This is a genomic window from Bacteroides sp. QWL-09 (genome assembly GCF_058683585.1).
Window position 1 is genome coordinate 3,391,123 of record NZ_CM178748.1, and the last position, 14,389, is coordinate 3,405,511.

Sequence of the window (14,389 nt, forward strand, 5' to 3'; positions counted from 1 at the left end):
TATTATGCAAACAATTGACAAATTCAATTTTGCCGGTAAAAAGGCATTCGTTCGCGTTGACTTCAACGTGCCTTTGGATGAAAACTTTAACATTACAGACGATACTCGTATTCGCGCAGCTCTTCCTACTTTGAAGAAGATTTTGGGAGATGGCGGTAGTCTGATCATCGGATCTCACTTAGGTCGTCCGAAAGGTGTTGCTGATAAGTTCTCTTTGAAACATATTCTTGGACATGTTTCAGAACTTTTGGGTGTTGAAGTTCAGTTTGCTAACGACTGTATGGGTGAAGAAGCTGCTGTGAAATCTGCTGCTTTGCAACCAGGTGAAGCTCTGCTACTTGAAAACCTTCGTTTCTATGCTGAAGAGGAAGGTAAACCAAGAGGTTTGGCTGAAGATGCAACAGACGAAGAAAAAGCTGCTGCTAAAAAGGCTGTAAAAGAGAGCCAAAAAGAGTTCACTAAGAAATTGGCTGCTTATGCTGACTGCTACGTGAATGACGCGTTTGGTACAGCTCACCGTGCTCATGCTTCTACAGCGCTGATTGCTAAGTATTTTGATGCTGATCATAAAATGTTCGGTTTCTTGATGGAAAAAGAAGTTACTGCTGTCGATAAAGTATTGAACGATATTCGTCGTCCGTTTACTGCAATCATGGGTGGTTCTAAAGTTTCTTCTAAAATCGAGATCATCGAAAACTTGATGGACAAGGTAGACAACTTGATCATCACCGGTGGTATGAGCTACACTTTTGCAAAAGCAATGGGTGGAACAATCGGTATGTCAATCTGTGAGAACGACAAATTGGATTTGGCTATCGAATTGATGAAAAAAGCTAAAGAAAAAGGCGTTAACTTAGTATTGGCTGTAGATTCAAAAGTAGCTGATGCTTTCTCTAACGACGCTAATACTCAATATGCTGACGAGACAGCTATTCCTGATGGATGGCAAGGTCTTGACATCGGTCCTAAAACGATGGAAATCTTCTCGAAAGTGATCAAAGATTCTAAGACTATTTTGTGGAATGGTCCTACCGGTGTATTTGAATTCGAGAACTTCTCTCAAGGCTCACGCATTGTAGGTGAAGCGATTGTTGAGGCTACAAAGAACGGTGCCTTCTCATTAGTAGGTGGTGGTGACTCTGTAGCTTGTGTAAACAAGTTCGGTTTGGCTAGTGGCGTTTCTTATGTATCGACAGGTGGTGGTGCATTACTTGAAGCTATCGAAGGTAAAGTTCTACCGGGTATCGCAGCGATCAAAGAATAATTGACGATAAAATATCATAAATAGATATCGTGAAGGCATCTCTTTTTTATAAAGAGATGCCTTTTTCGTTTTTTGGTACTATATTTGTATTTACGAAAGTAGAATTTTTCGTTTCTAAATAACCCTATTTTAAACGAGTGGTAAAAGTATAAGAAAGATGAATGAACAATCGGTCAAAGAACAATATAAATATGTCTATGCTCTCATTAGAGAGAAGAGATTGAAGGAAGTCCTCGAACAGTTGGAGTCATTATCCTTCCAGTATCCTGATTGGGGATTACGGACGCGTTTGGATAACCTGAAAGTCTCTTATACTTATATGCTTCAGTATATGAAACAAGGAGTGGCCGATCCTCAACGTGGGGTGCTCTATCATCAATTGCTAAGAGAGGCCTTAGAGATCACCGATCAGGCCCGATTGCAGGCCCTAGACAGTGTCTCTTCTCACTACTATCATACCTTGAGACGTGAGTTTCGTGCCGGTAGCCGACAGCTCGATCTTAAGCAACCCTTATTCGTGTTGGAGTCGTTCGGAGATGATCTATCTGTCAGCCGCCTCTTGTCCGACGAGAAACAACAAGAGGTCTTTTTGCGTCATGAAGAAGCTTTGAAAAATCTGTTCCTGATGGTTTGGACCAACAGCTTATGGAGTTCGGACGACCAGGTGTTGGCAAACTCAACACTGGGATCTGATACGCTTCGTTCACACGACCTCTGTCTATTGGTCAGTGCCGTCACCATGAGTCTTCTGCAATGTTTCGATAGTCGCAAATTTCTTTGGCTGTTACAAGCCTACCAACATAGCCATTCGGAAGTGGCACAACGTTCGGTCGTGGGCATCGTCTTTGTGCTCTACACCTATCGTGAACGTTTATCTATCTATCCCGAGGTGAGTCGCGAGATTGGCTTACTTAAAGAGATAGTGCCTTTTTCTGCCGATGTGGCTCGAATCTATAAGCAACTCATCTTTTGTCAGGAGACTGAGAAAATTGACCGTAAGATGCGTGAAGAAATCATTCCGGAAGTGATCAAGAACACGCCTAATGTGCGTAACTTTCGATTCGGATTTGATGAATCGGATGAAGAAGGGGATGACCGTAACCCGGAATGGGAAGAACAACTCAAACGTTCGGGACTGGAAGATAAGTTGCGTGAGATGGGAGAGTTGCAGATGGAGGGAGCGGATGTTTATATGAGTACCTTCTCTTCGTTGAAGGGATATCCTTTCTTTAGGGAGATTCAGAACTGGTTTTTGCCTTTTGAAGAAAATCACTCTGCAGTGGTCAACATCTTGAAAGGGACAGAGATGAAGAATAGCATCTTAACTATTATTATCCATTCGGGATTTTTTAGCAATAGCGATAAGTACTCACTGTTCTTTACGATCGATCAATTGCCGGCGTCTCAGAGAGAAGTGCTTCTGAGTCAGCTTACCGACCAACAGTTGGAAGAGATGGGCGATCAGGCGAATGCGGAAACCTTGAAGAAATATGCCGATCGACCGGAAACTTTAAGCAATCAATATCTGCACGATTTCTATCGATTTTTTAAGCTCAATATGCGTCGTCATGAGTTTAGAGATCTCTTCAGAGAGGAGCTCGACCTGTATCATGTTCCCGTGCTGTCTGACTTGTTGGCCAATGAAGAACTTTTGGTGGGCATAGGCGACTTCTATTTCAAGAAGGAGCGCTGGTTGGAGGCTCTCGATTTATATCTTGAAGTGGTTCATCTGAAAGGTCATCAATCGGTCATTAGCTCCGACTATTATCAGAAAGTGGGATATGCCTATCAGAAGCTTAATCGCTATGAAGAGGCTATTGAAGCTTATTTGCGTGCAGACATGATTAAATCCGATCAGCTCTGGTTGAACCGACACTTAGCCAATTGTTACCGTCTGACTCATCGTTTTGATCAGGCCTTGAACTATTACCGGAAAGTCGAGCAAGTCTTGCCGAACAATAAAACGGTTCTTTTTAATATCGGAAGTTGTCTGGTTGAGTTGGAACAGTATGATCTGGCGCTGAACATGTTTTTCAAACTCGATTTCTTAGAAGAATCGTCTGTCAAAGCCTGGCGAGGCGTAGCTTGGTGTTCATTTGTTTTGGGCAAGCACGAACAAGCTCTGAAATATTATGAAAAGATTGCGCAACATAAACCGACAGCGGTTGACTATATGAATGCGGGGCATGTGCTTTGGGTGATGGGGCATTTTGAAAAAGCCATTGAACAATATGCTCAATCTTTAGCCTTATGTGGCAATAAATCCTCTTTCTTGGAGATGTTCCATAAGGACGAAAGTTATCTGATCCGTCAAGGCGTTCCGGAAGATGATCTTCCGTTGATGATGGATATTATTTAGACCGGATCGGAGCCGATCCGAAATCAAATACAACCCTCCATTCCGTTTATTACTCACAGAATGGAGGGTTTCCAGATACGACTCTGGTGGAGGCCTAATTTCCCACTATCGGAATATCGGCTCCTCCTGATACATTTCTTCGATTTCCTGTTTATATTTTTCTTCTATAACCCTTCTTTTCAGCTTCAATGTATTGGTCAACTCCCCAGTCTCTATGGTGAAAGGGGTGGTGAGAAGTTTGAACTTTTTGATCTTTTCGAACCCGGCAAAGTCGTTCAGCAGTTTATTCATTCGTTTGGTATAGAATAGGATGATCCGGTCGTTCTTGAGCAATTCTTCCATCGAGCTGTAGGTGATGTCTTCTTCCAAGGCATAGTCTTCCAGAGCAGGAAATGCCGGTACGATCAGGGCCGATACAAACTTGCGCTGATCGCCGATGATGGCCACTTGATCGATATAAGGATCTATGCTTAACTTGGTCTCGAGAGCTTGTGGAGCAATATATTTCCCATTTGAAGTCTTAAACAGATCTTTCAGTCGCTCGGTGAGGAAGAGGTGACCATCTTTGAGATAGCCGGCATCACCAGTGTGAAACCATCCCTCATGGTCGATCGCGGCGTCGGTTGCCTCTTGATTCTTATAATAACCTTGTGTCACACTCTTACCGCGAATCAAAATCTCATGATCCCGTCCGATTTGCAGTTCGACGCCCGGTACGACTTGTCCGACCGATCCGATCTGATAGCCCCTTTCCAAGGTACAAGAGACCACAGCCGTCGATTCAGTCAACCCGTAACCGATCAATAGATTAAGGCCGACGGCATGTACAAAGATATTCACTTCATCAGGGATAGCCGCTCCTCCGGTGGGAAAGAGGCGTCCCCGATCGAGTCCGATCGTCTTTTTTAAGACAGAGAACACTCTTTTCTCATAATAGGTATACAACAATTGAAGCAGTTGCGGAGGCTGTCGGTTCTCTCTTAGATAATCGATTTGATAAGTCTGCCCAATCTTCAAAGCATGCCGCATGATCAGTCTTTTCATCCAATGACTCGTACGGATCTTATCTTGTACGCCGGAGTAGATTTTTTCCCAAAAGCGGGGAACCGCACACATAATGGTGGGACGTATCTCTTTCAACGTTTCTTGTATCTCAGTAGGATATTGATTGATGCAGACTTGTATCCCTTTGATGAAGCAAAGGTAGCACCATGTTCTTTCGAAGACGTGCGACAAGGGTAAGAAGTTGATCGATATATCTTGGTCGGATAAGTCGGAAATCACATTCTGCATATTATTCAGCTGCTCGATGTAGTTTCGATGGGTCAGGATAACGCCTTTGGAAAGTCCCGTTGTTCCCGATGTATAAAGAATGTTGGCGATGTCGTCGAGTTGTGCCGATGCTGCCCGATTGATGGCCGTGTTGGAATAATAAGGCGCATGCCCTAATTTGATAAAGTTCTGGTAATGCATGGAGATGCCGTCGGCAAAATGCAGTACTGCTTGGGTGTTTAGGACAATGATCTTACTTAGCGTCGGACATTGGTCAATCACCCGATAAAGCGTATCGTATTGCTCCTGATCGCCTACAAACATGATTTTGATTTGGGCCTCATTGATGATGTGACAAATCTGTGTGGCAGAGCTGGTGGCATAAAACGGAACGGTGACGGCGCGATTGCCATAGGCACCGAAATCAACATAGAAACATTCCGGTCTGTTTTGCGAGAAAAGACCGATATTCTCTTGTTCCTGCACCCCAAAGTAAGCTAAAGCTTGAGCATTGAGTTTGACTTGAGCCGAGAACTCGTTCCAACTGATAGGCATCCAATGCCCGTTATGTTTGTATTTGAGAGCCACCTTACTTCCATATTTTTTGGCTTGACGGTGTATTAATGTCGAGAAATGAAGGTTTTCCATGGCTTCTGCGATTAAGGGTTGTTGCTCATTGAGTAGACTTTTGTCATAAGGATGTTTCATAAATATAACAAAAAAGGCCTTTAAATGATCATTCTTTATCTAAAAAACTTATTTTTGTTTCTAAGAAAAAAGATTAAAACTGTAAATCATGATAAATTCAATCTATTCTCCGTCAGAGATCCGTTATACGAACGGTATGCGTTATCGGCGTTGTGGTCAAAGTGGCATCATGCTTCCGGAGGTTTCTCTCGGACTATGGCATAACTTTGGTGATGTAGATCTCTTCTCTAATAGTCTCCGCATGGCACATTATGCTTTCGATCATGGCATCACGCACTTCGACTTAGCCAACAATTACGGACCGTCGTTCGGCTCAGCCGAGGAAACGTTCGGACAGATCATGAACAAATCATTGGCTCCGTATCGTGACGAATTGCTCATTTCGACTAAAGCCGGGCATGATATGTGGAACGGCCCTTATGGCAGTTGGGGGTCACGTAAACACCTCATCAGTAGTCTCAATCAGAGTTTGAAGCGAATGAACCTCGATTATGTCGATATCTTCTACTCTCACCGTTACGATCCTTCTACTCCGCTGGAAGAGACCCTTCAAGCGATGGTCGATATTGTGCGTCAAGGTAAAGCTCTTTATGTTGGGATCTCTAAGTATCCTAAAGAAGCGGCTGAGGTGGCTTATCGCTATCTTCATGAACATGATGTGCCTTGTCTGATTTATCAGGGACGATACAACCTATTCGATCAGGAAGTACGGGAGAATGGTGTCCTAGATCAGGCTCAGACAGCCGGAGCGGGATTCATCGCTTTTTCTCCTTTGGCCCAAGGCCTGCTAACCAACCGTTATCTGAATGGCATTCCGGAAGATTCGCGCATTGCCCGTGGAGGATTCTTGAAACGGGAACAGCTCACTGATGATGTGCTTCGCAAGATCAGAACACTCAACGGATTGGCGCAAGAACGGGGGCAGACCCTTTCCGAGATGGCTTTGGCCTGGTTACTCAAAGACGAGTCTGTCTCTTCGGTTATCATCGGTTCGAGTTCTGTTGAACAGATGCAAGATAACCTCAAAGGATTGTCGAATATTCGGTTTGAAGCCGAGGAGCTAGAACGGATTGAAGCAGCTTGTCGCTTGTGAATTAGAATTAGAAATAGAACATAAAACTAAATTATTGTGCTTTGGGTAAGCCTTGTAAAACCCTAATTCTTATGAATAAATATATTATTTCAGCTGTCATTGCAGCAGTGGTCATCATTATTGGTTCGTTTATTGCGATACCTTACTATAACGTTTGGCAACAAGAAATGTCGGGACGTGCAGAATTTGCGAAAGCCGAACAGAATCGTAAAATTAAAATAGAGGAAGCTAAAGCAAACTTGGAAGCCGAAAAACTGAATGCTCAAGCCGAAATAGAAAGAGCTAAAGGGGCGGCTGAGGCTATTCGTATTGAAAACGGTAGTATAACTCCAACTTATATTCAGTATTTATGGGTACGTCAGCAAAATAACTTGAATGATAAGACCGTGATTTATATCCCAACAGAAACGAATCTTCCGGTGTTGGAAGCCTCACGCAATAAATAAAGAGGTTCGCTTTTTTATCCATTAACCGTTTGGGAAAACATTCTCATTTCCGGACCATCTCCGGACGAGAGTCTCTTTGTCTACTTATTGACGTCGATGACTCTCGTTCGGAAATTCTACTTCCGCACAAAATGTGGCATAGTGGCAGGTACCGGCATCGATATTTCGACTAAACCGGCTACGATCCCCTCTTTGAACCAAGCGGTTTGATAAATCACTTTATGAATGCCTCCTTTCTCGATGGTGTAAGCATTGCTACCACCAGTTGCAAGAAGTTCGTTGATCTTGACTTGTGAAGAAGGGGAGTGACAGTCGAATAGATTTTTCCCGATCAGATCGCCATGCTTAGCGAAGGTTTGTTTGGCTTTGTCATTCATAAACAGAATGATTCCTTGGGTGTCGCATACAGTAACGGCACAATTCATCTCTTTAGCCCATTGATAGTCCATAATCTGTGTCTTTATAATTAGATAAAGTTAAATGTCGTTTGGAGGATTTTCCTCGGACAGTGCAAACTTAATTAAAATCGACTAATAACGAAGATATATTGTTGGATAAAAAAAGAGGGCCTGTGGTCGTAATTTCAAAATTCAACTCTCTACCTAGAAGTTATTTTTTTAGTTTGATCTGCCATCTGTCACCTTTTTGACTTTAAATGTTTGATATTCTTTATTTTAAGACTGTTGCAGATACCTGTTGCAGATGGTTGCAGATCAAGTATCTGCAACATTGAAAAATTGCTTATAAAGCCATGCTCCTAGCGCATTGTGTTATTTTCTTAGGACATTGCATTATTTTACTACGACATTGCGCTATTAATTTGTTACATCGCCCCATTAATTTATCACATTGTTCTATTTTTAATGATCCATACGATAACAGCAGTTGTAAATTATCAATCAAAAAACAAAAGTTCCGATCATAAAACAATCATCTCTAGAATTTCCTATTCATAGGCGTTTAGAGTGATAGAGTGTATAGATGTGGGATAAGCAACAAAATCGAATTCTCAGGGAGAGAATGAAGAAAATTAGCTTTAAGATTCTTTATCGTAAATATGAAAAAAGAGAACCGTATCTCAGCGGCATGAGCACTGTACCTTAGTGGAATAACGACCGTACTCCAGAATAATAAGCACCGTATTCCAGCGTTACAACGACCGTACCTTGTCAACACAAGCATCGCAACTCAGCAGTAGGTATGTCAGTTAACTATTTTGGTTGACCGTTTTTTGTCTTATTCACCATGTCGGTTGATTCTGATTAAATTTACTTTTAATTTGGTTTGACTCTTTCTTTTTTATTGATAAGATGAGTTAGCTTGACTTTCATTCCGTAACCACAGTAACTGTTTCAGCGGTTACAGAGGTGTTTTTTTCTAATCTCATATAGTTTCTTACCAATGATCTATAAACTTTCTTTTTCTCTCCCAATCAGCATACTTTAATGCCTCTTCTACTTGTGAATTGATATATTGCTTTATGGGAATTAATTTAATCCCTACGGGAGACTGTTCAACGATTGATAAAATGTTACGCCATTCAGAGGCTTCTATCTCTCCTTTAATAACATCGCCACTGACAAGACCACCTCCGTTTCCTCGCCACCAAATTTTAGAGAATAATTCTACATCTTGGGTTAAGAATATAAATTGTAATAAAACTTGATTATAAAGCTCTTTCATAGAATGCCTCACTATGTCTATAACAATATTGATCTTATTATGATCTTTATAATTCTCTTTACAATAATCTAAAAGAAACTGTTTGGCATGTTTTTTTGTTTTCTCAGGAAGGTCCAAAAAGAAAGAATTACAGAAATGTTCTGTTATCCCTAAATGTGGTTCATTTTTATTGGTTAAATCGAATACTTCTTTCAAAATAGGCTCAATATTATAAACTTCCCAAACAATACTTAATTCAGGGTCATTGTCAAGATAATGTCTTGTTGAGTTTTTCAAATATAAAGCATCTACATACTCAATCAAAAAAAAAGGGTCTTTGGTTAATATTTTTTTTAATCCTTTTTTTTGATAATCAAAATGATTTTGCATTGTGGCTTGTTGTATATATGCTTTTTTTATTAAAGCAATATCACTTCCTAACTGTTCATTATATTCATTGAAAAAATCTATCCAGAGATACACTTTATTATCCTTCTCGTTTCTGTCAACAATAATTTTTAGCAAATCTTCCAATAGCTTTGAATCTATCCGCGTAAACCGTTGTATGCCATCAAAATTTAAAAACAAATTGCAATTCAAATTTAAAATGCTATCTTTTATGGCTGGAATATATTTGTCCGTTATTAACGAATCTGCAATATTGTCATAAAAAGATAATTCCCATGTTGGCTTATTTTCAAAGCTTTTATTGGATTGTATAATATCCCATATATGACTAGCCTTTGTTTCTGTTACCAATTGATTCCGAAAAACAGTTCTTGGAACATATCCAATTACATTATTTTCCATAATTTCCATTAATAGCTGACAACCTAATTCAAAATTTCGATTACAGTTTTCGTCAGCCACGATATCAACTATATTATTATAATTGCACTGATTTCTTTCTTTTTCAATACTTTTTAGAAATATAAAATCTTTATAAAACAATCTCAACTCTAATTCATCTTTGAAAACAAAAGAACTTCTTATTTCAGCTTCTTTTAATTTTTCATACTCTCTATAGTCATCAAACTCATATATTTCTTTATCTCTTAATCTATCCCAATTGATTTTCAAAAACATTTCGTACAAAGGATTCGTAAATCTTAGAGATAGAGAATCAAAACTGGAATGCTTTACTATATTCCTCTTACACCACCTAATCTGATCTTGTACATATCTACAATGCTCAAAGGAATCAGGGGTTAAGTGCTTTTCAATGATAGAACAAACAAAAGAAATGTCATATTCCATTATTTCTTTTATAACATCTGGCCTTCTTTGTGTGTAACTTTCCAATAAATTGAAAGCATCATCCGAGAAATTGTTATTAATACTCTCCCAAATATTCTTTCGAAATTTTCTTGTCCAAGTATCGTTTGGTAACGAATAGTAATAAATCGATAAAGAATAATTCCTGCCTGATTCAGATTGTTGAAATTTGAACGAAAGAAATGTTTTCGACAACTCAAAGAAAGCTTTTGAGTATAGTAAATCTTTCCGATTTAAACCATCAATCAATATCTGAAAAAGAATATTCTGCCTAGCGAATCCAACGTTTTTATCTTTCCAATCAAAAGTTAACTGTTCTCTGATTTTGCGAATTAATTCAGGAAGGTGCTGTGGTAACTTTCGAACGTATTCAAATGATAACTCAATAGCATCTTTTAGGCAATTTTGAGAGCAAAAAAAATTACCCAATAATTTTATTATTTTATTTTGCTTATATGCATAATCATTTGTATCGTAATTCACTTCATAAGAAGATATTTTATTTTCAGGTAGTTTTTTAACTAAATTGTATACAAATTCTAATGCCTCATTTTCGAGATAGAACCAAAATATTGATAGTAATTTTAAGCTTCTTTCCTCATTATATTTTATTGATTTCCAATAAATTTGTAACACCGGCTGAATTTTTTTCATCACATTCTGATACCCAAAAGTATTATTAGCTGGAATTACACAATCTGTAAAACGGCCAGTATTATTGTCGAAGTATTTTTTAAAAAGCGTCTCAAATGAGAGCAAATTATCTTTTATAAAGGACTTATAGAAAAAATACGTAGATAGATTCTGTTCCGATATTTTTACATATTCATATTGAATCTCTATCAATTCCAGCTTATCTAACTGCTCGATGCAGTCAATAAATGTATTATAATTAATATTGAAATTTTCGAGGATAGGAACAACCACTTCTTTCTCCTTATAAGGGACAGCATGAAAGAAAGCAATTATACCAAGTGTTTTAATATTGATTGGTTTTGCAAATTCTCCCTCATCTTTAATAAAAGTAGAAAAATATTTTTCAAATAGGTCGGAAACATCAGCTAAAGCATATATATTTTGTTTTTCTCTAGCGAGTAGTGCAGTCATAATTGCCAGTCGTGGATTTCCATCCGCAATCCGAATAATTTCTTTGTGGTATTGTGAGTTTAGTATGCCAAATGGCTCGTCCTTAACAATATCTATAATTTGTTCATCAGTAAATTTATTGATAGTGTATGAGCTTGGCAAAAAACCTTGACATAGCATTTCTACGACATAAAATGCATAATCTCTGACTGTAATTAGAATCTTTAGATTACCTGTTCTTTGAGCTTTATAAAAACCAATTATTTGGCTAAAAGCATCAATTCTGTTAGCATCATCAACTAATAAAATATAATCCTTTTCAAGATTTAGGTGTTGGTGCAAATCTTCTATTAGAGTTGTATTTTTATAAGAAATACAAAAGGAACTATAAGATGGATTTTCTTTTATAAAACCCTTAATGGCTTCAAGGGCTAACTTTGTTTTCCCAACTCCTGGCGAACCATATAAAATCACTAAGTCATTTTGATGAATTAAATTCTTTAAATCTTGCAATTCACTTTCTCTGTGAAGAAAAGGATTATCAAGTGGGGTAGCAATCCCTTTTGATGCTCTATTATATTCATCAATAAACTTATCAATAGACACAATCTGTCCTGTATCCAAAGGTAAACTTAAATACTCGTAAACCAAATTTCTGTGTTGCAAATGCAATTCTAATGATAAAGCATCAAGGGTATATATGGTTAGTTCTATTTTTGTTCCCAATAAAACATTTTTTAATATTTGAAATTCGCATGGCTTTATATTAAAGTTAATGCAAATAATAATTTCTGCAATATCTTTTACAGTAATACTTGTTTTAGCAGTATCAATGCACTTTTGAACATCCTTTATTAGCTTGGAAAGTCCTTCTGTTATGTTTGTCGAATATTCTATAAATATATATTTACCATTAGGAAGTAACAGAAAGCTATCAGGAGTTCCTTTTGTTGTTTTTTGCTTTCCTTCTTGGCTTCCTGTCCTTGAGAAGGCTTTATAGTTCTCATTTCTTAAGATAAGAAAACTGTCACACAATTCTTGAAAAACAGTTTCATTTATGGCGATTAACGCATTTTGTATTGTTTGTAACCTACTCATATGTCTTTGTTTTTATTTTCTTACTTAGTATAAATATTCTAAATTCCCTTCTCATGCAAAGATAGTCAAAATAAAGGAATGTGAGCCATGTAATCATACTGATATTAAGGCTTTAAAATGCCTAATTTTACATCGCTGATTAACTGACAAAAGTTATTCTCGGTCAACGGTTCTTTTCGCGGGGCTTCCGTCCTTCAAAACTGGCAGGTAAGCCATGACGGGAAATAACCGAAGTCGGGCGGGGGATAACTTTTAGCACAATATAGATATATTTTCATCAACTTAATCTTGGTCTTCGTTTCTTCTTTTTCTCGGGTTTCGGCGGTTGTCGCTCATCAATCGGATTGATATCTGTCGTCGATGGAAGAATCTAAAATAAAGAAGATAAGCCACTTTTACTTGTTTGTTGGTGTACTGGTTGATTTACCGACGTACTGATTTTCTGTTGTATTGAAGTATCTGAAAGCACTTTTACATTTTTATCTGCTTGTACACTTACAACTTTCTTCTTTTCACTAGCAAAATTTTGTTCAGGGGCTTTCAGCTCCCCTTCCTATATCCGTAACAGTGCCGTTTTTCATGGTATTGCGATGATTGGTTAGCGGTGATAGTTTTTTATTCGATTGGTCTTTTCGGTTTACAATCAAATGACAGTGCATATTCAGTTCATTATTTGAACGGCTACGTTTAAAATGAATCTTGGCATAAAGCTTTATATCCGAAATAGATAATTCTTTGTTGAAGTTCGTGGCATATTCAGGGATACACACCTCTCGAATATACCGTTTCATGACTTCGGCTTGTTCCTGCTCGGTGCTTCCCATCGCTTGTAGTTCCTTTTTCGATGGGCTGACATGTATAACATAAAACTTAGAATCGGTTTTTGGTAGGGTATCTTTTATAGAGGATGGCATTGTGGAAGTAGGAGGAATGTAGTGTATTATGCTCCCTTTTTATCGGTTGAAAATATAAATTTAGGTGCTAGTAAACTACTAATTGATGAATTAAAGTAGTATAAATTTAAAGCTCTTTTAATGGGGAATAGGATGGGAAGATAAAGAAAAAAATCTTGTATATGTGGAGCATACCGGACTCGAACCGGTCACCTCGACACTGCCAGTGTCGCACTCTAGCCAGATGAGCTAATGCCCCTTGAAAACGATTGCAGATTTAACTGCTTTTGATGGATCAAATATAATGCAATATTCTGAAATAATGATTATGTTTGCGTAAATAATTCTATATTTTAAGTAAAATGCTGATTTACAATACAACGTTTCAAGTGGATGATGAGATCTGCGAGAATTTCTTGATTTGGATAAAAGAGTGTTACATTCCTCAGGTGGAGCAAAAAGGTCTCTTGAAGGCTCCGCGTATTTGTAGAATCCTTAGTCACCGTGAGGAGGGAAGTTGCTTCTCTTTGCAGTGGGAGGTGGAGAATAGTACGCTTTTGCATCGTTGGCATATCGACCAAGGCGTGCACTTGAATGAGGAAATGGAAAAGATTTTTAAACAGAAGGTTGTGGGATTTCCCACGTTGATGGAGGTTGTAGAGTGATTCAACCGGTTAAAGAGAAAATTATCTTAGGCATCGACCCGGGTACAACGATTATGGGTTATGGTGTCATAAAAGTAGTGGGTACCAAGGTGGAGTTGGTAGCGATGGGGATTATTGATTTACGAAAATTTGCCAATCACTATCTCAAACTTCGTCATATCCACTCTCGGATGATGAGCCTAATAGAGAGTTTTTTACCTGACGAGATGGCTATTGAAGCGCCTTTTTTTGGAAAAAATGTGCAATCGATGTTGAAGCTTGGAAGGGCTCAGGGAGTGGCTATGGCTGTGGCGTTGAGTCGGGATATTCCGATCACGGAATATGCTCCGTTGAAGATTAAAATGGCGATCACGGGTAGCGGACAGGCTTCGAAGGAACAGGTGGCCGATATGTTGCAACGGATCTTGCGTTTCTCTAAAGAGGAGATGCCGACTTTTTTGGATGCAACCGACGGATTGGCGGCGGCGTATTGTCATTATTTGCAGATGGGACGTCCTGCTCAGGAGCATGGTTGTCGGAGCTGGAAAGATTTTATTTCTAAGAACCCGGATCGGGTGAAGTAGTGTGG

General features: G+C 38.7%; 9 protein-coding genes, 1 tRNA gene and 1 pseudogene. 6 read left to right on the forward strand and 5 right to left on the reverse strand.

All coding sequences use genetic code 11. From position 1 onward, the window contains the following. Window positions 1-4 precede the first annotated feature (4 nt). Together AC4PG5_RS13635 and AC4PG5_RS13640 are read left to right on the forward strand one after the other, a co-directional pair. Complete coding sequence (locus tag AC4PG5_RS13635; protein WP_492029405.1) at window positions 5-1,264, forward strand: phosphoglycerate kinase; 1,260 nt, start codon at window positions 5-7, stop codon at window positions 1,262-1,264. A gap of 157 nt (window positions 1,265-1,421) precedes the next feature. Next, window positions 1,422-3,623, forward strand: coding sequence for a tetratricopeptide repeat protein (locus AC4PG5_RS13640; RefSeq protein WP_492029406.1), 2,202 nt, complete (start codon window positions 1,422-1,424; stop codon window positions 3,621-3,623). A gap of 105 nt (window positions 3,624-3,728) precedes the next feature. Here the strand turns inward: AC4PG5_RS13640 and AC4PG5_RS13645 are convergent, their stop codons facing one another. Continuing rightward, on the reverse strand, window positions 3,729-5,543 hold the full coding sequence (locus AC4PG5_RS13645) for an AMP-dependent synthetase/ligase (RefSeq protein WP_492030771.1): 1,815 nt from the start codon (window positions 5,541-5,543) through the stop codon (window positions 3,729-3,731). 148 nt (window positions 5,544-5,691) lie between these two features. Here AC4PG5_RS13645 and AC4PG5_RS13650 point away from each other — a divergent pair, with 148 nt between their 5' ends. Next, complete coding sequence (locus AC4PG5_RS13650; protein ID WP_492029407.1) at window positions 5,692-6,696, forward strand: aldo/keto reductase; 1,005 nt, start codon at window positions 5,692-5,694, stop codon at window positions 6,694-6,696. Window positions 6,697-6,767: 71 nt separating this feature from the next. Further along, window positions 6,768-7,142, forward strand: a complete 375-nt coding sequence (locus AC4PG5_RS13655) for a hypothetical protein (protein ID WP_492029408.1) — start codon at window positions 6,768-6,770, stop codon at window positions 7,140-7,142. Between the two features lie 116 nt (window positions 7,143-7,258). Here the strand turns inward: AC4PG5_RS13655 and AC4PG5_RS13660 are convergent, their stop codons facing one another. From AC4PG5_RS13660 to AC4PG5_RS13675, 4 genes and pseudogenes are all read right to left on the reverse strand, one after another. Continuing rightward, window positions 7,259-7,591, reverse strand: a complete 333-nt coding sequence (locus AC4PG5_RS13660) for a PAS domain-containing protein (RefSeq protein WP_492029409.1) — start codon at window positions 7,589-7,591, stop codon at window positions 7,259-7,261. 946 nt (window positions 7,592-8,537) lie between these two features. Beyond that, the gene (locus AC4PG5_RS13665) at window positions 8,538-12,263 is read right to left on the reverse strand and encodes an nSTAND3 domain-containing NTPase (protein ID WP_492029410.1); all 3,726 of its coding nucleotides are present in this window, start codon (window positions 12,261-12,263) and stop codon (window positions 8,538-8,540) included. Window positions 12,264-12,826: 563 nt separating this feature from the next. After that, a pseudogene (locus AC4PG5_RS13670) lies at window positions 12,827-13,153 on the reverse strand (DUF5712 family protein); the annotation flags it as partial. A gap of 188 nt (window positions 13,154-13,341) precedes the next feature. After that, window positions 13,342-13,415, reverse strand: a tRNA-Ala gene (locus AC4PG5_RS13675). A gap of 103 nt (window positions 13,416-13,518) precedes the next feature. On the opposite strand from AC4PG5_RS13675, the gene AC4PG5_RS13680 reads away from it, so the two are divergent. Further along, window positions 13,519-13,821 carry a DUF4286 family protein gene (locus AC4PG5_RS13680; protein WP_492029411.1) on the forward strand — a complete coding sequence of 101 codons (303 nt, stop codon included), beginning with the start codon at window positions 13,519-13,521 and terminating at the stop codon, window positions 13,819-13,821. Further along, window positions 13,818-14,384, forward strand: a complete 567-nt coding sequence (gene ruvC / locus AC4PG5_RS13685) for a crossover junction endodeoxyribonuclease RuvC (RefSeq protein ID WP_492029412.1) — start codon at window positions 13,818-13,820, stop codon at window positions 14,382-14,384. The genes AC4PG5_RS13680 and ruvC overlap by 4 nt, the downstream gene beginning before the upstream one ends. The last annotated feature ends 5 nt before the right edge of the window (window positions 14,385-14,389 follow it).

Coding starts and splice junctions, on each gene's coding strand:
- AC4PG5_RS13635 (WP_492029405.1), top strand. CDS start 5: ATGCAAACAATTGACAAATTCAATTTTGCCGGTAAAAAGGCATTCGTT.
- AC4PG5_RS13655 (WP_492029408.1), top strand. CDS start 6,768: ATGAATAAATATATTATTTCAGCTGTCATTGCAGCAGTGGTCATCATT.
- AC4PG5_RS13660 (WP_492029409.1), bottom strand. CDS start 7,591: ATGGACTATCAATGGGCTAAAGAGATGAATTGTGCCGTTACTGTATGC.
- AC4PG5_RS13680 (WP_492029411.1), top strand. CDS start 13,519: ATGCTGATTTACAATACAACGTTTCAAGTGGATGATGAGATCTGCGAG.
- AC4PG5_RS13650 (WP_492029407.1), top strand. CDS start 5,692: ATGATAAATTCAATCTATTCTCCGTCAGAGATCCGTTATACGAACGGT.
- AC4PG5_RS13645 (WP_492030771.1), bottom strand. CDS start 5,543: ATGGAAAACCTTCATTTCTCGACATTAATACACCGTCAAGCCAAAAAA.
- AC4PG5_RS13640 (WP_492029406.1), top strand. CDS start 1,422: ATGAATGAACAATCGGTCAAAGAACAATATAAATATGTCTATGCTCTC.
- AC4PG5_RS13665 (WP_492029410.1), bottom strand. CDS start 12,263: ATGAGTAGGTTACAAACAATACAAAATGCGTTAATCGCCATAAATGAA.